This window comes from Alcaligenes sp. 13f (genome assembly GCF_020496585.1).
GTDB classification, from domain to species: domain Bacteria; phylum Pseudomonadota; class Gammaproteobacteria; order Burkholderiales; family Burkholderiaceae_B; genus Alcaligenes; species Alcaligenes phenolicus.
In genome coordinates, this window is the sequence record NZ_JAHKKC010000008.1 from 151,049 (window position 1) to 173,118 (window position 22,070).

Sequence of the window (22,070 nt, forward strand, 5' to 3'; positions counted from 1 at the left end):
AGTCACACGCGTCAGATCTGGGTTCCACACCCTGATCGCCGAGAAATGAGCGATGAGCGATGAGCGATGAGCGATGAGCGATGAGCATCCAGCCTGGTTCGGAAAGGCCGACACATAAAAAAACCTGCATATTTGCAGGTTTTTTTAAAGACGCAGGGACAGCGACAAGATCAGCAAAGAGCGGAGAAAGCCCGGTCACCGAGCACAACACAGGGAAGCCATCTAGCAGCTATCGCCTAGCGTATTGCAATCGACGCCACCCAATCCACAAACTCCTGCTCCTGTCGACTAAGGTTTGCCTCCTTGGGGTAGGCCAGGAAATAGGCGTACTCTTCCAGGCAAACATCGAACAGCTGGACGATTTCCTTCCTGTCGATCAAAGGCTGCAACAAGGCCGGACAGCCCAACATGACCCCTTGGCCGTTCAAGACCGCATTCATGCGCACATTGGTGTCATCAATGTGAAAGCTCTTCTTGGCCGTCAGCTCCTGTCCCGCCGCCTTGCGCAACCACTGCTCCCAGCACAGCTGATTTTCTTCATGAATCAGCACATGCTGGTTCAGATCTTCTGGGGACGTAATCTTGCCTTGCGCCTGCAGGTAAGACGGCGCACAAACAGGCGTCAAATTGCCGGGAATGATGCGCAAGGTTTGCAACTGCGGCCAATCGCCCTGCTTGCCCCAGACGATAGCAAAATTGATGTTGTCCCTGAAAAAATCCGGAGCCTGCAGCCTGTGCAGCAAGTTGATTTCAATGTCTGGATGCTTCAGCCAGAAGTCTCCCAACTGCCCGGTAAACCACATGCTGGACACAAAGGGCCGCAAGGATAGATTGATGCGGCTCTTGCCGTGCGGCATGCGCAATTCGCTCAAAGCCTGATTGATCTCGTAAAACGGCCGTTGCAAACGGTCGAATAGAAACTGACCCTGATCCGTTAGTTCCAGAGACCGGTTCTTGCGCAGAAACAGCTTGCAAGCCAAATACTCCTCCAGCACCTTGATCTGGTGGCTGACTGCCGAGGGAGAGACCAGCAGGTCTTCTGCCGCCTTGGTGAAGTTCAACCTTTGCGCCGACACCGTAAAGGTTCTTAAGGCATTCAGTAATGGCACCTGCATGACGGGCTATGTCTCCTGATGTGGGTAGCTTTGTTCTGGAATTATTTATTATCGGAGCATAAGCCTTGCCGCCTTCAAAAACCAGTCAGGCAGAACGCCGAGCTTGCGGCAGGCAAAAAAAAACCGGCCTGGGCCGGTTTTCAAACAGACAAGCAGACTTACTCGTCCACATCGGTTTTGCGTCGTACCGGAACCAGTACATTGCGTGCTTTCTCGCGTGCCGACTTGGAAGAATCAAACAGCTTCCAGGCTCCCAGAGCCAAAGCCCCGATACGCATCCAGCGCCCGCCGAAACTGCTCAGCACGGCAGAAGCACCGGACAACAGGAACGGATAACGGCGCGACAAGGACAGCGCGCTGGTGACCACACCGCCCATGCTCAAACCCGAAGGCTTGACGCTGTTCCACAAATTGCCGGGGCTTAAATCTTCGCCCAGGGAGTGGATCTGGGACGACATGGTCTGCCGCTCCAACGAGGCGCGGACTCGCAACAGTTCAATACGCACAGCCCGCTCCTGGGCGGACATGCTCTCTTGCTTCGTGCTCATTTGCCGTCTCCCTCGGAATCCCTCAAGCGCTCAATAAATGCGACATCGCGACGCAACTCGGACAAGGTGGCTGAAAAAGGAATCGGGCCTGTGGTCAGACGGCGGCGTACGGCCAGGAAAAGCCCCACCCCCAAACCAGCATACAGAACGACCAGCACTCCCAAAGCCCAGTAACGATAATCCGTAGGCCAGAAGTACAACGCCAGCAACAAGCTGAAAACCAGCACCGCCAGAGTGGAGAACAGCAGTGCGCCAAACACCATGCTGAAGATGGTGATCAGGCTTGCCTTTTGCTGACCGGCTTCCAGAGCGAACAGCTCCAGCCTGGTACTGACAGCCCCTATCAAGGTAGAACCAAGCTGACTGATAGTTTGCCTAAGCGCCATGATTTATCCCTGCTCTGCGACATCCTGCCATTGCATGCAATGACAAGAGCCTGATTTCTAAGAGGCTGCCGATCTGGACCGCAAAGTCCAGATCGGCAGGGCTGCTTTTTATGCTGCTGCAGCCCAGCAAAGGGCTCGCAGCGCAGAGCAAAGACAGATTAACGTCGGCTGATCAGCATACCGAACATCAGACCCACAATACCGGCCACGCCGATGGCTTGCCAGGGCTTGTCGTGGACATAGTTGTCGGTTGCCTTGGCGGCACGCACACTGTGCTCGACCACGGCTTCCTGAGCATCATGCAGGGAATCCCGGGTCACACGCAGAGAGCGCAGCGCTTTCTCACGCAGCTCACCGGCCTTGTCGCCCGTGGCTTCAGCGGCCTCACGCATCAGTTTTTCAGCTTCATCCAAGCTCGCTTTCACTTCTTCGATGAATTTGTCTCCGCTGTTTTCCACACTTTTCTTGGTAGCCATAAATAACTCCTTGCAGTTGAAAGGGACACGCGACAAATACGTATCGCCAAGTGAATGGCGCCATAGCAGCGCCGCACAAAATTCTTTAACCCGCTGTTTTCAGGATAAAGATACTCGGTGTACCTGAGACCAGTCAGTCGCAGGTTTACTTCAGTTGCGTCACATCCACCGTGGACGGGACACCGTTCTGAATACTTTCTTGCTTCATCACCATCTGCACATCCGGGCAATACCAATCCGTAACCTGGGAGTTGATGCCCGGTATGGGCAGGCTGATGCCACTGAAACTGGCCTGGGTAGGCTCGATCTCGCGTTGATAACGAATAGGCCAACATTGGTAATTGCCCAATGCGGTCTGTACCGATTGTTGAGCTCCAACCGTCTTCGCACCGGTATGAATGCGCAAGACATTGGCGTTGGACTGGGAGCGCTTGTCCAGATTGATCTGGAAATCCTGGCGCGGGAAGGTCTGCCCTTCCTGCAGCCCACCGTGTTCGTAGGAAAACAGGCCCAGCAGGCGCAGGTCAAACGAACCTTGAACGGCTTCCAGACCACCACGGCCATCATCGCGCTGGAAACGGGTGCGGCCATCGCGCACCGTCATCACGTAGTCAATATTGGGCTTGCTGGCCGGCAAACCGGCCAGGGCTACACTGGCCTTGCCCTGTACACGCGCCTGGCACTGATCACCGCCCTGCTTTTTCACGTCAGAAAAAGCCAGATCAGCGCCCAAGGCCAGAAAGCCCGAGCCAGTCAGTTGTATCTGCCCACCGTCACGCATGAAAGGCACGTCACACAAACCAGCCTGAGCCGAGCTCAGGCCCAACATGACCAACAGCGGTGCAGCCATCCAAGCATTCAGTTTCATGTACATCCTGATTCAGTGAAACTTAGATTCGACTCTTTATTATGCCTATCCCCTCTGGCGTACTAGCAAGGGATTGTAAAAAAGCACGACAAGTTCTGGACTTAGAGTTCGCCGTCCTGAACCTTCTGGCGAGTACCAAAAATACGGTCGCCCGCATCACCCAGCCCCGGCACGATATAACCATGCTCGTCTAGATGCTGATCAATGGACGCGGTATAGATATGGACATCAGGGTGATGTTTTTCAAGAGTGGCAATGCCTTCCGGAGCAGCCACCAACACCAAAGCGCGAATATTCTTGCAGCCTGCTTTTTTCAGCAGATCAATCGTGGCGACCATGGAACCACCTGTTGCCAGCATGGGGTCGATAATCAGGGCCAAACGCTGATCCAGCTCGCCGACCAGACGCTCCAGATAGGTCTGGGCTTCAAAGGTTTCTTCGTTGCGAGCAATACCGATCACGCTGACTTTGGCGCCAGGAATCAAGCTCAACACCCCGTCCAGCATGCCAATACCAGCGCGCAAGATGGGCACAACTGTCACTTTCTTGCCAGCCAGCTTTTCCACTTCCACATTGCCACACCAACCTTCAATGGTGGTGGGTTCCAGAGGCAGATCCTTGCACGCCTCGTAGGTCAGCAAAGAGGCGATTTCCTGGGACATTTCGCGGAAATTTTTCGTGCTCAGATCTGCCTTGCGCATCAAGCCCAGCTTATGGCGGATCAAAGGGTGGCGTATTTCGTGTATGGGCATGATTGCTTCATCAAATTAGGGACTAACTAAAAACAGGGCTGCAGCACAGCAGCCCGCACTATCGTGATCGTCAACGCACTGCCAGCCACTTCACCACCGCATCAAAAAAGGGTCGGGCAGAGGCAGAACGTTCGTCATTGACCATCATGACGACAATATACCGCTTTCCGCTGGCTCCCAGCACGTAACCGGCCAAGGCACGGCTATCGCGCAGCGTGCCGGTTTTCAAGTGGGCACGGCCCTGAACCTCGTCATCGCGCAAGCGCGAACGCACCGTGCCGTCCACACCGGAGATCGCAAAGGAGGAAATGTACTCGGGCATCCAGTTCGAGCGCCAGGCGACTTTCAGCATGTCAGCCATACCGCCCGCCGTGACACGGGCATTGCGGGACAGGCCCGAGCCGTTATCCACGGTCCAGCCTGCGGTATTCACGCCCTGGCGACCCAGCACGTTCATGACGGCGCGCTCGCCGGTGGCCACCGTGGCACCGGGACCATTCATTTCTGCGCCCACGGTCAGCAAGATGGTACGGGCCATCACATTGTTGCTTTGCTTATTAATAAGACGGATCAGGTCAGACAGGGACTGCGAGTCATGCCAGGTAATCGCCTGCGCACGAGCCGGCACACGGCCTGCCTTGATGTCGCGGGCCAGGGTGCCGCCCAGATCACGCCACAGGCTGCGGAACAGCTTGTCGAAAAACTCGGTTTGGGAATGAACCAGACGGTAAACGCTGAACTCACCGCAAGAAGCGGCGGCCTTGCCACTGACACGGACCACCATGCCACCGGCTTCAGGCTGAATCTGGGTACCAACAACAGGCGAACCAGGGCAGGTCGCCGTCGACCACTCGACTTCACCCTGTACGCGCACTCCGGGCAAAGGCGGGTCAATAATCGCAATCCATTTGCGCGCCTGTGTATCTGGCTGGAACACCAGCCGGGAAGCGCCTAGCCCCACCATCATGGCATCCGGGCTGGCGTTATAGGGACGGTCACCCGCATTATCGAAGTCACCCGGATTGATGGTGACGTTGCCGAAGATGGAACGATCCACAATAACTTCGGTCAGATTCTTCACCCCACGCAAGCGGAGCTCGCGCAACATGTCCCATAACTGCGGCACGGTCAAAAACGGATCGCCCCCCGCCTTGATGTATAAAGGCCCTTTCAAGGTGCCTTGTTCGTCCACCTGCAGGCCATCCTGGGCCATTAACGTCGTACGCCAAGTATATTCTGGCCCCAGAGCGGACAAACCGGCCCAGGTACTAACCAGTTTCATTACCGAGGCGGGGTTACGGGGCTCCTGGGGATTGACGCCGATCAGGCGCGGACCGTCCGCCTCGTCTACCACGATGGACAGAGACGATTGCGGCAAGCGGCTGGCGTTCCATACCGAAGCCAGCTCGGGCGGCAAGGCCTGGGCCAGGGCTAGTGATGCGCCTTGCACCATGAGCAAGGTGGCCAGAGCCACGTGCTTGCAACGACTCAAAACAGGCTTTGCCTTTAAAACGCCCATGCCCTCGTCTCCAACAGATCAATTCAGGAAAGACCCAAGCATACCGAAAGAAAAACACCACGGATATGGCCGTTTCAGCAATCTGGCGGCAAAGCGTTAAAATAGTCGGTTACCCCATCAGGCCCGGCCTTCTGGCCAGTGGCCCTTTACGACAAACCATGAGCATCGACCCCTCTTTAACTATCGCCCAGTTCGACTACGAGCTTCCCCCTGATCTGATCGCTCAAAGCCCGCCGGCCCAGCGCCAGGGCAGCCGTCTGCTGCATCTGGACGGTGCCAGCCAATTGCATGACCGCCAGTTCACCGACCTGCCCAGCCTGCTGCGCAAGGGTGACCTGCTGGTCTTTAACGATACGCGCGTCATCAAGGCCCGCCTGCATGGCCAGAAAAGCAGCGGCGGCAAGGTGGAAGTGCTGATCGAGCGCGTAACCGGCCCCGATACGGCTCTGGCCCATATCCGCGCCAGCAAGTCCCCCAAACCTGGCACTTTGCTGGAACTGGCCGACGGCAAGGTACTGGCCGATTGCACCGGACGGGAAGACGCCCTGTTTGCGCTGCGCTTTCACGAGCCTGTGCTGGACATGCTGGAGCAATACGGCGCCACGCCTTTGCCACCCTACATTACCCACGCAGCGGACGAGGAAGACGACTCGCGCTACCAGACTGTTTACGCCCGTCACCCCGGTGCCGTGGCCGCCCCGACGGCTGGCCTGCACTTTACCGACGACATGCTGAACACCTTGCGCGAGCAAGGCGTGGACCAGGCCTTTGTGACCTTGCACGTGGGTGCAGGCACGTTTCAGCCTGTGCGTGTGGACAATATCAGCGAACACGTCATGCACGCCGAGCGTTACCATGTGCCCGCCGCCACCCTGGCCAAGATCGAAGCCACCCGCGCTGCCGGTGGCCGCGTCATTGCCGTGGGCACCACCAGTGTGCGTTCGCTGGAGTCTGCCGCCAGCAAAGAGCCCGGCATGAACCAGCGCTGCGCCGATGGCAGCATTGAAGGCGACACGCGCCTGTTCATTACCCCCGGCTTCCAATACCAGTGGGTGGATGCACTGATCACCAATTTTCATTTGCCCCAGTCCACCTTGCTGATGCTGGTATCGGCCCTGGCGGGGATCGAACCCATACAACGTGCCTACCAGCACGCCGTCCAATCCCGGTATCGCTTCTTTAGTTACGGCGATGCTATGTTCATTGAGCCTCCTACCCCATGAGTGGACTGAAGTTTGACCTCTTAAGCACCGATGGCGCCGCTCGCCGTGGCCAGATCACCCTGAACCACGGTGTGGTGCAAACCCCCATTTTCATGCCGGTAGGCACCTATGGCAGCGTCAAGGCCATGATGCCGCACGAGCTGAACGAGATTGGCTCACAGATCATATTGGGCAACACCTTTCACCTGTGGCTGCGTCCGGGCACGGATGTCATGGACAAGTACCAGGGCCTGCATAATTTCATGCAATGGGACAAGCCCATCCTGACGGACTCGGGCGGTTTTCAGGTATTCAGCCTGAAAGGCATGCGCAAGATTACCGAGGAAGGGGTGAAGTTTGCCTCCCCCATCACCGGCGAGCGCCTGTTTCTGACGCCTGAAGTGTCGATGCAAATCCAGTACTCCTTGAACTCCGATATTTCCATGGTGTTCGATGAATGCACGCCCTACTTGATTGACGACCGTCCCGCCACGCATATCGAAGCGGCTAAATCCATGCGCATGTCCTTGCGCTGGGCTCGCCGTTCACGCGAGGAATTCAAGCGTCTGAATAACCCCAATGCCCTGTTTGGCATTGTGCAAGGCGGCATGTACGAGGACCTGCGCGACGAATCCCTGGCTGGCCTGACCGAAATCGGCTTTGAAGGCTATGCCATTGGCGGCCTATCCGTAGGCGAACCCAAAGAAGACATGATGCGCATTCTGGCGCACACCACCCCGAAACTGCCCACGCATGCCCCCCGCTATCTAATGGGTGTGGGTACACCGGAAGATCTGGTGGAAGGGGTCAGCCAGGGCGTGGACATGTTTGACTGCGTCATGCCCACCCGCAATGCGCGCAATGGCTGGCTGTTTACCCGTTACGGCGACATCAAGATACGCAATGCTCGATACCGCGACGATATCCGCCCGCTGGATCCCAGCTGCACCTGCCATACCTGCAAGCATTTCTCGCGTGGCTACTTGCATCATTTGCAGCGTTCAAATGAAATTACCGGCTCGCGTTTGAATACCTTGCACAATCTGCATTTCTATTTGCAGATCATGCAAGAGATGCGCGATGCTATCGAGCAAAAGCGTTTCGCGGCCTGGCGGGAGCAGTTCCACCAGGATCGGGCGCGCGGTATTGAATGACACGCTGTTTGTGATACCGCAATAAAGTGCCGCTACAATACACCGTTAGTTTTTGACAACCCACACAAAAAAATCCTCAGGAGCCCCACATGTCCGCTGTTGACATTCTGACTCTCATCCCCGCCCAGGCAGCTGCCGGCGGCGAAAATGCCTTGATGGGCATGCTGCCCATCATCTTGATGTTCGTTGTGCTGTATTTCTTGATGATTCGTCCTCAAATGAAGCGTCAGAAAGAGCACCGCAACCTGGTCTCCAACCTGGCCAAAGGCGACGAAGTAATCACCTCCGGCGGTCTGCTGGGCAAAGTCAGCAAAGTTCACGACAACTACCTGACCGTTGAAGTGGCCAACCTGACCGACAAGCCTGTTGAAGTTCTGGTCCAACGCGTGGCCGTTACGACTGTTCTGCCCAAAGGCACGATCAAGTCGCTGTAATGCCTCCGACCCCGGACCTCGGTCCGGGGTTGCCATTTCTGCACCCGTCGTAGATATCCCATGAATCGTTATCCTCTCTGGAAATATGTCATCGTCTTGGTCGCGCTGGCGATCGGCCTGATCTATACCTTGCCCAATCTGTTTGGTGAGTCTCCTGCTGTCCAGGTTTCCAGCGCCAAATCCACGGTCCGGCTTGAAACCAACCTGATCAGTCACGTTGAAGAGCTGCTCAAGAAAAACAATATTCCTACGACGGGCTCGTATTTTGAACAAAACGGACCTAGCGCCACTGCGCGTTTCCGTTTTGAGTCCACCGATGTTCAGCTCAAGGCCAAAGACCTGATCGAGCGCGAACTGAACAAGGACTCCACAGCTACCGCCCCCGACTACACCGTCGCCCTGAACCTGGTGTCTGCGTCGCCTGCCTGGCTGACCGCACTGGGTGCCCACCCCATGCACCTGGGCCTGGACTTGCGCGGTGGCGTGCACTTCCTGCTGCAAGTGGATATGCAAGGCGCGCTTCAAGCCCGCTACGACTCCATGGTGGCTGATGCCCGCAGCGTGCTGCGCGAAGCCAAAGTGCCTGTTGGCGGTATCGAGCGTGATGGTCACTCGCTGCGCATGAGCTTTGCCTCGGCAGACGATCGCGACCGCGCTCAATCGGAAATGCGTCGCGCCATGCCTGATCTGGCTTTCACCCCTGCCGGTGACAGCGGTCTGACAGCCCGTTTGACCGAAGCCGCCACCATTCAGGTGCAATCGAACGCCCTCAAGCAAAACATCACCACCTTGCATAACCGAATCAATGAGCTGGGCGTAGCCGAGCCTGTAATTCAGCAGCAAGGGTCCGATCGCATCGTGGTTCAACTGCCCGGCGTGCAGGATGTAGCCAAAGCCAAGGAAATTCTGGGTCGTACGGCCACACTGGAACTGCGTATGGTGGAAGACTCGCCTGCTGCCGTTGCGGCCTTGAACTCGGGTACCGTGCCCTTTGGTCTGGAGCGCTACACCGAGCGTGGTGGTGCCCCCCTGCTGCTGCGTCGCCAGGTCATCCTGACAGGTGAAAACCTGCAGGACGCCCAGCCCGGTCGTGATTCGCAAACCCAGCAACCCACCGTCAACCTGACGCTGGACAATAAGGGCTCGCGCATTTTCCGCGACATTACCCGCAACAACATCAACAAGCGCATGGCGATTGTGCTGTTTGAAAATGGCGTGGGTGAAGTGGTGACGGCTCCGGTTATCCGTAGCGAAATTCCTAACGGCCAGGTACAGATCAGCGGCAGCATGAATGCTCAGGAAGCCGCCGATATTTCCCTGCTGCTGCGTGCCGGTTCGCTGGCCGCCCCCATGAGCATCATTGAAGAGCGCACCATTGGCCCTAGCCTGGGTGCCGACAATATTCGCCAAGGCTTTAACGCCACGCTGTACGGCTTTATTGCGATCGCCATCTTCATCATGCTGTACTACCACCTGATTGGTCTGTTCTCCACCATTGGCCTGACCTTCAACGTGCTCTTGCTGCTGGCTGTCTTGTCCATGCTGCAAGCCACCCTGACCTTGCCGGGTATTGCCGCTATCGCCCTGACCCTGGGTATGGCCATTGACGCCAACGTGCTGATCAACGAGCGTATCCGCGAGGAGCTACGCAATGGTGCCTCGCCGCAACAAGCCATTCACCTGGGTTTTGATCGTGCCTGGGCCACTATTTTCGACTCCAACCTGACCAGTCTGATTGTGGGTGTCGCTTTGCTGGCCTTCGGTTCCGGTCCTATCCGTGGTTTTGCGGTCGTACACGTGATCGGTATTCTGACCTCCATGTTCTCTTCGGTGGTTGGGGTTCGTGCCCTGGTCAACCTCTGGTATGGCAACCGTCGTCGCCTGCAGGGTATTTCCATTGGTCAGGTCTGGAAACCACAGGACAAGAAGTAAAGTGCCGGGGCCGGTGCAAACCGGCCAGGCCCAACTACAGGCATAAAGCATCATGGAATTTTTTCGTATTCACCGCACTATCCCGTTCATGCGCCATGCGTTGGTGCTGAACCTGATCAGTTTTCTGACATTTATTGCAGCGGTCGTCTTCATTATTGTGCGCGGCTTTCACCTGTCCATCGAATTTACCGGTGGTACGGTCATGGAAGTGCACTATCAGCAAACCGTGCAGGTCGAAGATGTGCGCGGCTCGATTCAGTCGCTGGGCTATACCGATTTCCAGGTACAGAACTTCGGCACGTCGCAGGACATCATGATCCGCTTGCCCGTTCTGGACGGACAAGACTCTACCCAGCAAAGCGAGCAAGTACTCCAGGCCTTGAAGCAGCAGCACTCGGACGTGGAGCTGCGCCGTGTGGAGTTCGTCGGCCCACAGGTGGGGCAAGAACTGCTGCATAACGGTTTGATGGCCCTGGCCTTTGTGGTCGCCGGTATCTTGCTATACCTGGGCTTCCGCTTTGAGTGGAAGCTGGCGCTGGCTTGTGCGATTGCCAACTTGCACGACGTGGTCATCATTCTGGGCTTTTTCGCGTTCTTCCAATGGGAGTTCTCGCTGTCGGTGCTGGCCGGTGTCCTGGCGGTGCTGGGTTACTCCGTGAACGAATCCGTTGTGGTGATGGACCGTATCCGTGAAAACTTCCGCAAGCAGCGCAAGATGTCGGTGTCGGACATTATTGATCTGTCCATCACCCAGAACATCTCGCGTACCATCATCACCCACGGTTCTACCCAGATGATGGTGCTGTCGATTTTCTTCTTCGGTGGCCCAACGCTGCACAACTTCTCGCTGGCGCTGACCATCGGTATCTGGTTCGGTATTTACTCCTCCGTGTTCGTGGCCGCCGCCATTTCCATGTGGCTGGGCGTGAAGCGTGAGGATCTGGTCAAGCCGATCAAGAAAGACGAAGGCGGCGAGGTTGTAGAAGGCTAAGTTGCTTCTTGGCTCGCTATTAAAGAAAAGCCCGACATTGTTTTAATGTCGGGCTTTTTTGTTTCCAAGGCTGCTGGATTGCGAGTAATAGAGTGGCGGCAGTAAGCCTCTTTTTGTTTTATTGAGGGCCGGAGCAGGTCGGCGGGCGAGTCAGGTTATTCGCCGCGGGCAGAGGCCGGATGCGGGGGTGCAAGGGTCGTGCTGTTTGAGGAGCACGCTTGCGGTTTGTCCGGGGGACAAACCGCGCTCCGAGTTCACGACCCGCCCGCATCTGGACTCTGACAAGGGGACCCGTGCGCAGCACGGGCGAATGACCCGCCAAGCCGACCTGCTCCGGCCCTCAATAAAACAAACGCCTGCCACCCTATATTGATCTGAAGGGATACTTCGGCACGACGGTTAGACAACGGGCAATACTGCCATCACGATATGACGGGATCTCGCAGCTGTGGCGGCATCAACGAGGTTTACAGAAAATCTCATTTCCATCGGGCTGAAATAACTTGCTGCTGTCGTTTTCAGTGCACAAGCTGCAATGACTGGATGACACACTACAAGCCGTAAGTAGTGCAAGGGAGGGACGACCAACTACTTAATTAATTCGGGATGGTTTCATCAGGCCGTAAGGTCAATACGCGCACCCCACTGTCTGTCACCGCTACCGTGTGCTCAAACTGTGCTGACAGCAAGCCATCGCAAGTGCGCACGGTCCAGCCATCTTTCCCGGTTTGCACCGCATGGCCACCTTGATTCAGCATGGGTTCAATCGTGAAAGTCATCCCCTCTTTCAGTCGCAAACCTGTGCGCGGCATGCCCCAGTGCAAAACTTCAGGCGCTTCGTGCATTTCCCGCCCGATGCCGTGCCCACAGTAATCACGTACAACGGAATAGCCGTTCTTGCGTGCGTACTGGGAAATGGCAAACCCCACATCACCCAAAGTCGCGCCGGGGCGCACGGCTTGTATACCTTTCCACATCGCCATATAGCAGGCATCGACCAGTTTTTGCGCAGCAGGAGTCACCTGCCCCACCGTGTAGGTTTTGCTGGAATCCGCGATAAAACCGTTCTTCTCCAGGGTGATGTCGAAATTCACGATATCCCCCTCCTTCAGTACATCCGTCGTGGACGGCATACCGTGACACACGACTTGATTAGGCGATGAGTTCAGAACATAGGCATAACCGTACTGCCCTTTGCTGGCGGGCCGGGCTTGCAGATCATGGACGATGTAGCTCTCGACCAGATCATTGATCTGCATGGTATTCATGCCAATCAGATCTAACTGATCCAGGCGCGTGAACACTTGAGCCAGCAAACGGCCCGATTCGGCCATCAAGGCAATTTCATCTGCCGTCTTGATCATGCTGACTCCACCTGATCCAGAGGCACGGCAGGCTCACCCAAACCAGCCGCCTTCATCTCACGGGCGACAATCTCGTTAAAACTCATGGTCGGGTTCAGTTCGCACAACAACCCCATACGTATCCAGAAAGCCGCCTGCGCATTGATGGAGCGACATGAAACCGTACTCGCCTTGCGTAGCTGGTCGTGCAGCTCGTCATCAATATTCACGATACCCATTTTTCAATCCTTATATGATCCATATACGAATCATATAATCCACAAAAACAGGACGCAAGTAGAAGCTGACTGAAAATCCTGATCCAGCCTCATGCCCCGACAAGACTATTTCCAGCCTTCTCACCCCAAAGGGCGGCCTGTCTGCAACAAGTCCTCCCACATGATCCCAGCTTGCTTGTGGCTCACGGGAGGCTGGGCGTTATAATGCCCGATTCATCATTTTCAATGGCCCGCGGGATATACACCCGTCACGGCTCCTTCTATGACCGACACCACAATCTCTACCCCCGCCAGCGCGGATGCTGCTACCAAGCCTGCCCGCAAGCTCTTCATTCGCACCTTTGGCTGCCAGATGAACGAGTACGACTCCGAAAAAATGGCCGATATCCTGAATCAGGATCGCCCCGTGGAGTTGACCACCAACCCCGAGGAAGCAGACATCATCCTGTTCAATACCTGTTCGGTGCGCGAAAAAGCGCAAGAAAAGGTGTTCTCGGATCTGGGCCGGGTTCAGCATTTGAAGGCACTCAATCCCGATCTGGTCATTGGCGTGGGTGGCTGTGTCGCCAGTCAGGAAGGTGACACGATTATTCGTCGTGCTCCCTACGTGGATGTCGTGTTCGGACCACAAACCTTGCACCGCCTGCCCGAGCTGATCGTCAAGCGCCGCAACAGCGGCCGCTCGCAAGTAGATATCAGTTTTCCTGAAATCGAAAAATTCGACGCCCTGCCTCCCGCACGCGTGGAGGGTTATTCCGCCTTTGTGTCCATCATGGAAGGCTGCAGCAAGTACTGCAGTTTCTGTGTAGTGCCCTACACCCGTGGCCCCGAAGTCTCCCGCCCCTTTGACGACGTGCTGATGGAAGTGGCTGACCTGGCCGACCAGGGTGTGCGTGAAGTGACGCTGCTGGGCCAGAACGTGAACGCCTACCGTGGCCCTACCGATGTTGCCGGCGAAATTGCCGACTTCGCCATGCTGCTGGAATACGTGCACGAGATTCCCGGTATCGAGCGTATTCGCTATACCACCTCGCACCCCAAGGAAATGACCTCGCGCCTGATCGCCGCCCACGGCAATCTGCCCAAGCTGGTGCCCTTCCTGCACCTGCCTGTGCAAGCCGGCAGCGACCGTATTCTGGCTGCAATGAAACGCGGCTACACTTCGCTGGAGTTCAAATCCATCGTCCGCCGCCTGCGCGAGGCCCGTCCCGACATCGTCCTGTCCTCGGACTTTATTGTGGGCTTTCCCGGTGAGACGGAAGAGGATTTCCAGAAGACACTGAAGCTGATTCGCGATGTGAATTTCGACCAGTCTTTCTCCTTTGTGTATTCCCGTCGCCCCGGCACACCCGCCGCCGACCTGGAAGACAACACCAGCAAAGAAGAAAAGCTGGACCGCCTGCACCGCCTGCAAGCGCAAATCAACGAGCAGGCCCAGGCCATCAGCCAGGCCATGGTCGGCAGCGTACAACGCATTCTGGTCGAAGGCACCTCGCGCAAAGACGACTCGGAACTGAAAGGCCGTACCGAAAACAACCGCATCATCAACTTCCCCGGCGACCCTCGCCTGATCGGACAAATTGTGGATGTGCACGTGACCCAAGTACTGACCAATACCTTGCGCGGAGAAATCGTGACCCATGACCGGGTTGCAGGAGCCTGATCTATGACTAGCCAACGCCGCCGCATGCCCACTTCCTTGCGCCTGGACGGGGACAATACCCATCTGGCCAATCTGTGTGGCCCTTTGGACGAGAACATCAAGCAGATTGCCATTGCCTATGACGTCACCCTGCGTCGGCGTGGCAGTCATGTTTCGATTGAAGGCGAGCGCGCGGAGGAGGCTGCCAAGGCCATTGACTGGTTCCATTCGCGTGCCGTACACCGTGCGCTGAATATCGACGATATTCAGTTGGGCCTGGTTGAGCTGGGCGCCAGCCGCCGCCACGAAAAAGAGGAAAAGCCCGAGCCCCTGCCCGAGCTGCCCCCCGTCGGCCAGGAAGAAATTTCCCTGCGTACCGCCAAACGCGACCTGCGTCCTCGCACACCCGGTCAACGCGAGTACCTGCGCAATATCCTGAACAATGACATCAACTTCGGCGTAGGCCCGGCCGGGACTGGCAAGACCTGGTTGGCAGTGGCCTGCGCCATCGATGCGCTGGAGCGCGAATCCGTCCATCGCTTGGTGCTGACACGTCCTGCTGTCGAGGCGGGTGAGCGCCTGGGCTTTTTGCCCGGTGATCTGGCCCAGAAGGTAGATCCCTATCTGCGCCCTTTGTACGATGCTTTGTATGACTTGATGGGTGTGGAGAAGGTACAGCGCCTGTTCGAAAAACAAATCATCGAAATCGCACCGCTGGCCTATATGCGCGGCCGCACGCTGAACCATGCTTTCGTGATCCTGGACGAAGCCCAGAACACCACACCGGAACAAATGAAAATGTTCCTGACGCGCATCGGTTTTGGCAGCAAGGCGGTGATTACCGGCGACCCCACTCAGGTGGACTTGCCCAAAGGCCAGCGCAGCGGCTTGAATCATGCCGTCAAGGTGCTGGAAAACGTGCAGGGTATTTCCTGCTCGCGCTTTAGCAGCCGTGATGTCGTGCGCCACCCGCTGGTTGCGCGAATTGTGGACGCCTACGAACGAGCCGGTGATGCCTGATCTGTCCCTGAGCGTCCAGTACGCTGTTGATTGCCCCGAGCTGAGCCGCTCCCGTATCCGCCGCTGGATGCAGCGCACGATTGATATGGCAATCGAACGCATCCACCCCGAAGATCGTTTCACCGCCCTGTCCGCCACCTTGCGTATTGTGGACGCCGAAGAAGGCCAGAGCCTGAACCTGAGCTACCGGGAACGCGACTACGCCACCAATGTGCTGACCTTTGAATATGGTCAGGACGAGGACGGCGTGGTCCACGGCGATATCGTCTTGTGCCTGCCCGTGCTGGAGCGTGAAGCCCAGGAACAGCAAAAGCCGTTTCTGCACCATGCCGCTCATCTGGTGGTGCACGGCTGTCTGCATTCCCTGGGTTACGACCACATTGAAGAGGACGAAGCCCAGGACATGGAAGCGCTGGAAACCGCTGTTCTGGCCAGTTTGCGCATCCCCGATCCCTACCAGGAGCGCTAGCTCGCCCACTTGTCACAAAGGGTCTCCCATCCCTGACAAAGCTGCGCCAATCCTCACTTCCCTTCCCGCATTCCGAATGATGACAGGTACATACCTTGTCATCATTTTTCGGTTATGCTTGTTTCTTCCTTAACTCGTCCTTCGGACAATGTCAGACTCTGCTCCCGACCCCGAGCCCCGCCCTTCCAAGGCCAGCTCAAACAATCCCATCTCTCGCTTAAGTGCTTTTTTCAATCGGCGTCACGAACCCGAAGACCGAGAAGACCTTAAGTCTGTCCTGGTTGCGGCCCACGCCCGCAAAGTTATCGACGACGAATCGCTGTCCATGATCGCCGGAACACTGGATATGGCCAACAAAACAGTAGCCGATATCATGGTGCCCCGATCCAAGATCGATATGCTGGACATCGCCAAGCCGTTGACCGAGATGCTGCCCATCATTATTGAAACGGGCCACAGCCGCTTTCCGATCTACGAGACGGAGCGCGACAATATCATCGGTATCTTGCTGGCCAAGGACCTGCTGCTCTCGATCGCCAATCCCACGCTGGATTTGCGCCCGCTGATTCGCCCTGCGGTATTCATTCCCGAGACCAAGCGCCTGAACGTCTTGCTGCACGAGTTCCGTGGCAGCCGCAATCACCTGGCCGTCGTTATTGACGAGCACGGTGGTACAGCAGGCCTGGTCACCATGGAAGACGTGCTGGAACAAATTGTGGGCGACATCGAAGACGAATACGATGAAGACGCCGAGCAGACCATTTTCCAGGCCGGCCCCGACAGCTGGCGTGTCATGGCACTGACTGAAATCCCCGATTTCAACGAAGCCTTCCAGACCCACCTCCCTAACGACGACTTTGACACCGTAGGTGGTTGGCTGGCGTCCGAATTGGGACATATCCCTCGCCGGGGCGATGTGGCCCAGCTTGATGGCATCAGCCTCACGGTTGTCCGTGCGGATGCCAAACGAGCCCTTTGGTTGCACGTTCAGCGAGCCACACCCGCCGAGCCTAATCTTGAACAAGCCTGATTCCAAACCTTTACCCCAGGCGCTTGGCGTCGCTTTACTGCTGGTCCTGGGGGGCTTGCATGCCCTGTCCTTTTCCATTGGCCCGCTGCCATCCTGGATTTTGCCTTTCTACCAGATCACCCTGCTGGCCATTGCCTGCTCGCAGATCATGGGTTCGACGTCCGTGCGCCAGGCCTTTGGTCGCAGTTATCTGTTTGGGCTGGGGCATTTTGGCGTAGGGGTTTACTGGCTGTACATCAGCATGCACCAGTATGGTGGCATGCCCTCCTGGATGGCCGCCCTGGGCGTTTTGCTGCTGGCTGCCGCCCTGGCCCTCTTTCCTGCTCTGGCTTCAGCGGTTTGGCAAAAACTGCGCCCCAAGCACGATAGTGACTCCTGGCTACTACGATTATTGTTATCAGCAGGCTGGGCAAGCTGCTGGGCACTCAGCGAATGGCTGCGCGGCAATTTGCTGACCGGCTTTCCTTGGTTGAATATCGGCTACGCCCACGCAGAAGGGATGTTTACCGGCTGGGCACCCGTTGTGGGTGTGTATGGCTTGGCCTGGCTGTCGGCTTTCAGCGCCGCCGTGATTGCCCAGTTTGCCGCCTCCAAAGACAAGAACCAAAGCCCTTCCAGCGCGATCGGCATTGGTATTGCCATGATTTTCGGCCTGATCGGGATCAGTCTGCCGCATATTGCCTGGGTCCAGCCCCATGGCGCGCCCTTTATTGCCCGCCTGGTGCAAGGCAATATCGATCAAAGCGCCAAGTTCGGCCCCAATATGAGCGAAGGCATAGAGCGTTACTACGAGCTGGCAAACCTGCCGGCCAAGACCCCCGAAGACGCGCCGCGCCTGATTGTTCTGCCTGAAACCGTTATTCCCGTGTTGCAAAACCGCCTGGAAACCAGCTTCTGGTTGCGCTGGACGGAACTGGCTCAGCGCCATCAAGCCAATCTGGTGCTGGGTGTCCCCATGGACCGTGGCACGGTCAACGGCAAGCTGAGCTACACCAACAGCGCCTTGCTGATCAGCCCCGAGACTCAGCCCCAGGACATCATCAACAGCACGGCCAGCTACTACGACAAGCATCATCTGGTGCCTTTCGGCGAATTCATCCCCACCGGCTTTCAATGGTTTGTGGACATGATGAATATCCCGCTGGGGGACTTCCATCGTGGCGCCTTGCCGCAAGCGCCCTTCAAGATGGCAGAGGGTCGTGTTGCCCCCAACATCTGCTATGAAGACGTGTTTGGTGAAGAGATCATCCAGGCCGTGCAAGGCAGTCCTGGCCAGGAAGGCGCTACCTTGCTGTTGAACATCAGCAATCTGGGCTGGTTTGGCGATTCCTGGGCCTTGAGCCAGCACTTGCAGATCTCACGTATGCGGGCTCTGGAAACAGGCCGTCCCATGCTGCGTGCCACCAATACCGGCATGACAGCCGCCATTGATCCTTATGGGCGTGTTCGTGCGGTTCTGCCGCCCCTGACACCGGGTGTGCTGGATGTGGAAGTTCAAGGCACAACGGGCCTGACTCCCTACGTGAAATACGGCAATCTGCCCTTCTTGATCTGGGCAGGCCTGCTTCTGATTATTTTTGCCTGGCGCTCTCGTCGTCAGGACTGAGCACCAACAAACTCACGGCAGGCTTTGCGCTAGCAGGGATTGAAAGGATTCTGCTATTGCAAAGCCTGCGGTGCATTCGGGTACAAGCGCGCGGCAAAACCACCGGCTCGCTCCCGATTCCAGGTCTTGCACCAGTCCACGAACTCATCCGCCGGAATGGGCGTAGAGCACAAATAGCCCTGCATATAGTCGCAACCGGCGTTGTTCAACAAATCCAGTTGCTCGTGACTGGTCACACCTTCTGCCACTACCCGCAAGCCCAGCTTTTGCGCCATGACAATCATGGCCTGAGTCAGCACCAGATCCTCGCTGCTCAGGGCCAGATTGCGGATATAGCACTGATCAATCTTGAGCACATTGATGGAAAACCGCTTCAGGTGCGACAGCGAGGAGTAGCCGGTGCCAAAATCATCCAGCGCCACACTCATGCCGTACTCACGCAAGGAGCGCAACTGCTGCAAGGCTTGCCCCTGATCGTCCAGCAACAAGCGCTCGGTAATTTCCACCACCAGCGCATCGCCCGGAATGCCTTGGGTTTGCAGATACTCCACCCATTCGCGCGCGCAGGAGCCATTAAGCTTGAACTGCGCGGGCGAGACATTCAGGCTGACCCGGAAACCGGGGTCCAGCTCGTTGCGTAGTTTCACCGCGGCCTGGGCAGCCGTCTCGAACACCCATTCGCCAATCAGCACAATCAGACCGGAATCTTCGGAAAACGGAATGAATTCTGAAGGGGGCACCAAGCCCAACTGCGGGTGTTCCCAGCGTATCAAGGCCTCGGCACGGGTGACCTGCCCTGTACGCAAATCCACAATGGGTTGGTAATAAAGCTGGAACTGCTGCTCGCTTAGTGCCTTTTGCAAATCCTGCGAGAAACGCAGGCGCGCTTCCACGGCTTCGCTCATGGCAGGCAGGAAGCGGCAGTATTGATTACGGCCGCAAGCCTTGGCAGCGTACATGGCCATATCCGCATTCTTCAAAAGCTGGCCGGCATCATCGCCATCTTCGGGGAACAGCGTGATTCCCACACTGGCAGAAACAGACACCGAGTTCTTGCCCAACTGGAAAGGCTCTTCAATCGTGTCCAGCAAACAGCGACAAGTGCGCTCCACAATCGAGGTATCGCTGATATCCGAGATGATGACGGTAAACTCGTCACCACCAATACGGGCCACGGTATCCGTTACCCGCACACAGCGCTGCAAACGCTGGGCCACTTCCTGCAGCAGGACGTCGCCCTTCTCGTGCCCCAAGGAATCGTTCACATCCTTGAAAAAATCCAGATCCATAAAGATCAGCGCGAAAGGCAAGCCTGTGCGACGCGACTGCTCGCGCGCTTGCTGCAAGCGATCCTGGAACATCTGCCGATTGGGCAAGCCCGTCAAATGATCGTAATGCGCCTGCTTCCACATCTGCGCTTCACGCTTCTTATGGCTGGTGATGTCGGTGAACAAGCCAATATGGCGATACACCGTGCCATCCGGGTTCCAGGCAGTGCTGATGGTCAAACGCTCGGCAAAATCCTCGCCGTTCTTGCGTCGATTCCAGATATCACCCTGCCACCGCCCGGTTTCCGAAATCTCGCGCCACATCTTGCGGTAGAACTCCGTGTCCTGACGCCCCGAGTTCAGGATAGACAAGGTGCGGCCCCGCACTTCGTCCAGCTCGTAGCCGGTGATGCGGCTAAACGCCGGGTTGGCATCTACCACATGGCCAAAACGATCCGTTACAACAATGGCTTCGCAAGTGTTCTCGTACACCACGGCCGCCAAACGGCCCGTCACTTCGTTGCGCACCCGCGTGGTGATGTCCTGCACTACTGCCACCATGCCCATACGGCCCTCGAGCTCGATGGGAATGGCACAGATCTCGACATCAATGGATTTGCCGTCATAACGCAATGCCCGCGTTTCATAGCGCAAACTGCTGCCACCAGAACGCGAATCGGGCACCACTTGAGTCAAAGAAGGAAATCGCGGCGACAGAAAGACTTGATCAACCGTGAACTCCTGGCGCAATTGTGCACGGCTATATCCCAATGTCTCAGCCAGCTTTTTATTGACGAAATCAAAGCGGCCATCGCGGGATAAATAAACTCCCAATAAAGGGTTGTGGCTCAAACTGCGGCATATGGCGTTGAGCTGGGACAAATTGCGCTGCTGAATAGAAAGCTGCGCATCCAGCTGTTGAATCTGCAAACCGCAGTAATTCAAAATCTGCGACAAATAACGCGTTTCACTAGTGCCTGAACTGGTGCTTTTTGCACGGTAATTGTCGCCAGTAAAAGCCTGGCCTTGAGCCACCAGCTGTCGCAAGGGATCGGCTGCCCACGCACGCAACATGAAGTAGGACAGACACAGCGCGATCAAATCCAGACCCAGCATGAAGAACACCGTCCAGCGGTGCTGCGAGCGGACGCTTTCACGCGAGGCATCAAACGCATCCAGCAATTGCTGGGTGTTATGACGAAATAACGAGTCTTCCGCGTTCAGGCTGGCCGCTGGCAAGAGCACTTGCTCGGAGCTGACCGGAAAATCCAGACGCATCAAGCGCCGCTGCCATTCATTACTTAGTTGGGAGACCAGCCCCAGCAAGGGCTTGTCCAGCGGGACCAGGACCACACCATCGACTACCCCGCCATCGCGCAACAACTGCACCACCCCTTGGAACTGCTGATCCAAGTGGCGCAAACGGGCAGGCGTCGAACTGGAAGGCGCGGCCAGCGCCACGGAATAGCTGATATCAGAGAGCTGGCGCAGGAGGCCGCTACTTGCCTGCAGGCGAATTTCTGCCTGGTTTTGCTTGTAAATGACAGTAACCGTTGCGGAGATCAACAACAGCCAGACCAACAGCACCCAAATCAGCAAAGCACTCAAACTGATTCGTCTTTGTGCATCCACTGGAACAGGCAGAGGTGATGATATGCACTGCTTTGCTGACATAGCGCCATTAAATAAAAAAATGCAGGCTAAGTGAGGGGCCTACAAAACGTAATTATTGCAGGTGAAATGTTACTCAACGAAGCATACCATCATTAGATTACAGAGCAGCGCAAATTTCTCACAAACCCTGAATTTATGCGCCTAAGAAGGGAATTAGACGAGCCTGAAAGGGACAAAAAAACGACGCTAATAGTTGAAAGCATTTCCTTCTATTGAGCCACAAATGAAATGTTATGACACAAAGAAGATACAAAACTCCGTATAAAACAAAAAGATACAAGCGCATTTCAGGCTCACCCTGAGCCTTGTTTTCGGCTTCCGCACGCCGGGGGTATCGCCTCCTCTGCCTGCCCCATGCCCCTCCTCTGACAGCCCCCCTGAAGTTTTTTCACTTTATTTTGT

At 56.5% G+C, this 22,070-nt stretch carries 20 protein-coding genes; 10 read left to right on the plus strand and 10 right to left on the minus strand.

Features of this window, described 5'->3' with window-relative positions:
- Window positions 1-236 precede the first annotated feature (236 nt).
- The 7 genes from KOE80_RS09155 to dacB all read right to left on the minus strand — a co-directional run bounded on the left by KOE80_RS09155 (window position 237) and on the right by dacB (window position 5,664).
- A complete protein-coding gene (locus tag KOE80_RS09155) occupies window positions 237-1,115 on the minus strand; it encodes a LysR substrate-binding domain-containing protein (RefSeq protein WP_226348955.1) in 879 nt (292 codons plus the stop codon).
- A 158-nt stretch (window positions 1,116-1,273) separates the two neighbouring features.
- The gene (locus KOE80_RS09160) at window positions 1,274-1,663 is read right to left on the minus strand and encodes a hypothetical protein (RefSeq protein ID WP_035271170.1); all 390 of its coding nucleotides are present in this window, start codon (window positions 1,661-1,663) and stop codon (window positions 1,274-1,276) included.
- Complete coding sequence (locus tag KOE80_RS09165) at window positions 1,660-2,049, minus strand: phage holin family protein (protein ID WP_009455164.1); 390 nt, start codon at window positions 2,047-2,049, stop codon at window positions 1,660-1,662. Before KOE80_RS09165 ends, KOE80_RS09160 begins: the two co-directional genes overlap by 4 nt.
- 158 nt (window positions 2,050-2,207) lie before the next feature.
- Window positions 2,208-2,525 carry a DUF883 family protein gene (locus KOE80_RS09170; protein ID WP_009455165.1) on the minus strand — a complete coding sequence of 106 codons (318 nt, stop codon included), beginning with the start codon at window positions 2,523-2,525 and terminating at the stop codon, window positions 2,208-2,210.
- A gap of 145 nt (window positions 2,526-2,670) precedes the next feature.
- Entirely contained in the window at window positions 2,671-3,393 is a 723-nt protein-coding gene (locus tag KOE80_RS09175) for a hypothetical protein (RefSeq protein ID WP_009455166.1), read from the minus strand.
- 101 nt (window positions 3,394-3,494) lie between these two features.
- Complete coding sequence (upp, locus tag KOE80_RS09180; RefSeq protein ID WP_009455167.1) at window positions 3,495-4,145, minus strand: uracil phosphoribosyltransferase; 651 nt, start codon at window positions 4,143-4,145, stop codon at window positions 3,495-3,497.
- 70 nt (window positions 4,146-4,215) lie between these two features.
- The gene (gene dacB / locus KOE80_RS09185; protein WP_052159346.1) at window positions 4,216-5,664 is read right to left on the minus strand and encodes a D-alanyl-D-alanine carboxypeptidase/D-alanyl-D-alanine-endopeptidase; all 1,449 of its coding nucleotides are present in this window, start codon (window positions 5,662-5,664) and stop codon (window positions 4,216-4,218) included.
- A 158-nt stretch (window positions 5,665-5,822) separates the two neighbouring features.
- On the opposite strand from dacB, the gene queA reads away from it, so the two are divergent.
- The 5 genes from queA (at window position 5,823) to secF (ending at window position 11,377) form a co-directional block, all read left to right on the plus strand.
- The gene (gene queA / locus KOE80_RS09190) at window positions 5,823-6,887 is read left to right on the plus strand and encodes a tRNA preQ1(34) S-adenosylmethionine ribosyltransferase-isomerase QueA (RefSeq protein WP_060185585.1); all 1,065 of its coding nucleotides are present in this window, start codon (window positions 5,823-5,825) and stop codon (window positions 6,885-6,887) included.
- Complete coding sequence (gene tgt, locus KOE80_RS09195) at window positions 6,884-8,020, plus strand: tRNA guanosine(34) transglycosylase Tgt (protein WP_226348956.1); 1,137 nt, start codon at window positions 6,884-6,886, stop codon at window positions 8,018-8,020. The genes queA and tgt overlap by 4 nt, the downstream gene beginning before the upstream one ends.
- A gap of 89 nt (window positions 8,021-8,109) precedes the next feature.
- Window positions 8,110-8,454, plus strand: coding sequence for a preprotein translocase subunit YajC (gene yajC, locus KOE80_RS09200; protein ID WP_003803689.1), 345 nt, complete (start codon window positions 8,110-8,112; stop codon window positions 8,452-8,454).
- A 60-nt stretch (window positions 8,455-8,514) separates the two neighbouring features.
- Window positions 8,515-10,386: a protein translocase subunit SecD gene (secD, locus tag KOE80_RS09205; protein ID WP_022983425.1), complete on the plus strand. Its 1,872-nt coding sequence runs from the start codon at window positions 8,515-8,517 to the stop codon at window positions 10,384-10,386.
- Window positions 10,387-10,438: 52 nt separating this feature from the next.
- Entirely contained in the window at window positions 10,439-11,377 is a 939-nt protein-coding gene (gene secF / locus KOE80_RS09210; protein ID WP_009463846.1) for a protein translocase subunit SecF, read from the plus strand.
- A gap of 596 nt (window positions 11,378-11,973) precedes the next feature.
- On the opposite strand, the gene map is transcribed toward secF, so the two are convergent.
- A complete protein-coding gene (gene map / locus KOE80_RS09215) occupies window positions 11,974-12,741 on the minus strand; it encodes a type I methionyl aminopeptidase (protein WP_226348957.1) in 768 nt (255 codons plus the stop codon).
- Window positions 12,738-12,959: a ParD-like family protein gene (locus KOE80_RS09220; protein WP_009463848.1), complete on the minus strand. Its 222-nt coding sequence runs from the start codon at window positions 12,957-12,959 to the stop codon at window positions 12,738-12,740. The genes map and KOE80_RS09220 overlap by 4 nt, the downstream gene beginning before the upstream one ends.
- Window positions 12,960-13,221: 262 nt before the next feature.
- On the opposite strand from KOE80_RS09220, the gene miaB reads away from it, so the two are divergent.
- From miaB to lnt, 5 genes are all read left to right on the plus strand, one after another.
- Entirely contained in the window at window positions 13,222-14,622 is a 1,401-nt protein-coding gene (miaB, locus tag KOE80_RS09225) for a tRNA (N6-isopentenyl adenosine(37)-C2)-methylthiotransferase MiaB (RefSeq protein WP_226348958.1), read from the plus strand.
- A gap of 3 nt (window positions 14,623-14,625) precedes the next feature.
- Complete coding sequence (locus tag KOE80_RS09230; RefSeq protein WP_035271175.1) at window positions 14,626-15,621, plus strand: PhoH family protein; 996 nt, start codon at window positions 14,626-14,628, stop codon at window positions 15,619-15,621.
- The gene (gene ybeY / locus KOE80_RS09235; protein ID WP_226348966.1) at window positions 15,614-16,090 is read left to right on the plus strand and encodes an rRNA maturation RNase YbeY; all 477 of its coding nucleotides are present in this window, start codon (window positions 15,614-15,616) and stop codon (window positions 16,088-16,090) included. Before KOE80_RS09230 ends, ybeY begins: the two co-directional genes overlap by 8 nt.
- A 148-nt stretch (window positions 16,091-16,238) precedes the next feature.
- Window positions 16,239-17,120, plus strand: a complete 882-nt coding sequence (locus KOE80_RS09240; RefSeq protein ID WP_009463852.1) for an HlyC/CorC family transporter — start codon at window positions 16,239-16,241, stop codon at window positions 17,118-17,120.
- Window positions 17,107-18,726, plus strand: coding sequence for an apolipoprotein N-acyltransferase (lnt, locus tag KOE80_RS09245; protein WP_226348959.1), 1,620 nt, complete (start codon window positions 17,107-17,109; stop codon window positions 18,724-18,726). Before KOE80_RS09240 ends, lnt begins: the two co-directional genes overlap by 14 nt.
- A gap of 53 nt (window positions 18,727-18,779) precedes the next feature.
- Here the strand turns inward: lnt and KOE80_RS09250 are convergent, their stop codons facing one another.
- Entirely contained in the window at window positions 18,780-21,602 is a 2,823-nt protein-coding gene (locus KOE80_RS09250; RefSeq protein ID WP_226348960.1) for a bifunctional diguanylate cyclase/phosphodiesterase, read from the minus strand.
- Between the last annotated feature and the right edge of the window lie 468 nt (window positions 21,603-22,070).

Coding starts and splice junctions, on each gene's coding strand:
- KOE80_RS09155 (WP_226348955.1), bottom strand. CDS start 1,115: ATGCAGGTGCCATTACTGAATGCCTTAAGAACCTTTACGGTGTCGGCG.
- KOE80_RS09160 (WP_035271170.1), bottom strand. CDS start 1,663: ATGAGCACGAAGCAAGAGAGCATGTCCGCCCAGGAGCGGGCTGTGCGT.
- KOE80_RS09165 (WP_009455164.1), bottom strand. CDS start 2,049: ATGGCGCTTAGGCAAACTATCAGTCAGCTTGGTTCTACCTTGATAGGG.
- KOE80_RS09170 (WP_009455165.1), bottom strand. CDS start 2,525: ATGGCTACCAAGAAAAGTGTGGAAAACAGCGGAGACAAATTCATCGAA.
- KOE80_RS09175 (WP_009455166.1), bottom strand. CDS start 3,393: ATGAAACTGAATGCTTGGATGGCTGCACCGCTGTTGGTCATGTTGGGC.
- upp (WP_009455167.1), bottom strand. CDS start 4,145: ATGCCCATACACGAAATACGCCACCCTTTGATCCGCCATAAGCTGGGC.
- dacB (WP_052159346.1), bottom strand. CDS start 5,664: ATGGGCGTTTTAAAGGCAAAGCCTGTTTTGAGTCGTTGCAAGCACGTG.
- queA (WP_060185585.1), top strand. CDS start 5,823: ATGAGCATCGACCCCTCTTTAACTATCGCCCAGTTCGACTACGAGCTT.
- tgt (WP_226348956.1), top strand. CDS start 6,884: ATGAGTGGACTGAAGTTTGACCTCTTAAGCACCGATGGCGCCGCTCGC.
- yajC (WP_003803689.1), top strand. CDS start 8,110: ATGTCCGCTGTTGACATTCTGACTCTCATCCCCGCCCAGGCAGCTGCC.
- secD (WP_022983425.1), top strand. CDS start 8,515: ATGAATCGTTATCCTCTCTGGAAATATGTCATCGTCTTGGTCGCGCTG.
- secF (WP_009463846.1), top strand. CDS start 10,439: ATGGAATTTTTTCGTATTCACCGCACTATCCCGTTCATGCGCCATGCG.
- map (WP_226348957.1), bottom strand. CDS start 12,741: ATGATCAAGACGGCAGATGAAATTGCCTTGATGGCCGAATCGGGCCGT.
- KOE80_RS09220 (WP_009463848.1), bottom strand. CDS start 12,959: ATGGGTATCGTGAATATTGATGACGAGCTGCACGACCAGCTACGCAAG.
- miaB (WP_226348958.1), top strand. CDS start 13,222: ATGACCGACACCACAATCTCTACCCCCGCCAGCGCGGATGCTGCTACC.
- KOE80_RS09230 (WP_035271175.1), top strand. CDS start 14,626: ATGACTAGCCAACGCCGCCGCATGCCCACTTCCTTGCGCCTGGACGGG.
- ybeY (WP_226348966.1), top strand. CDS start 15,614: ATGCCTGATCTGTCCCTGAGCGTCCAGTACGCTGTTGATTGCCCCGAG.
- KOE80_RS09240 (WP_009463852.1), top strand. CDS start 16,239: ATGTCAGACTCTGCTCCCGACCCCGAGCCCCGCCCTTCCAAGGCCAGC.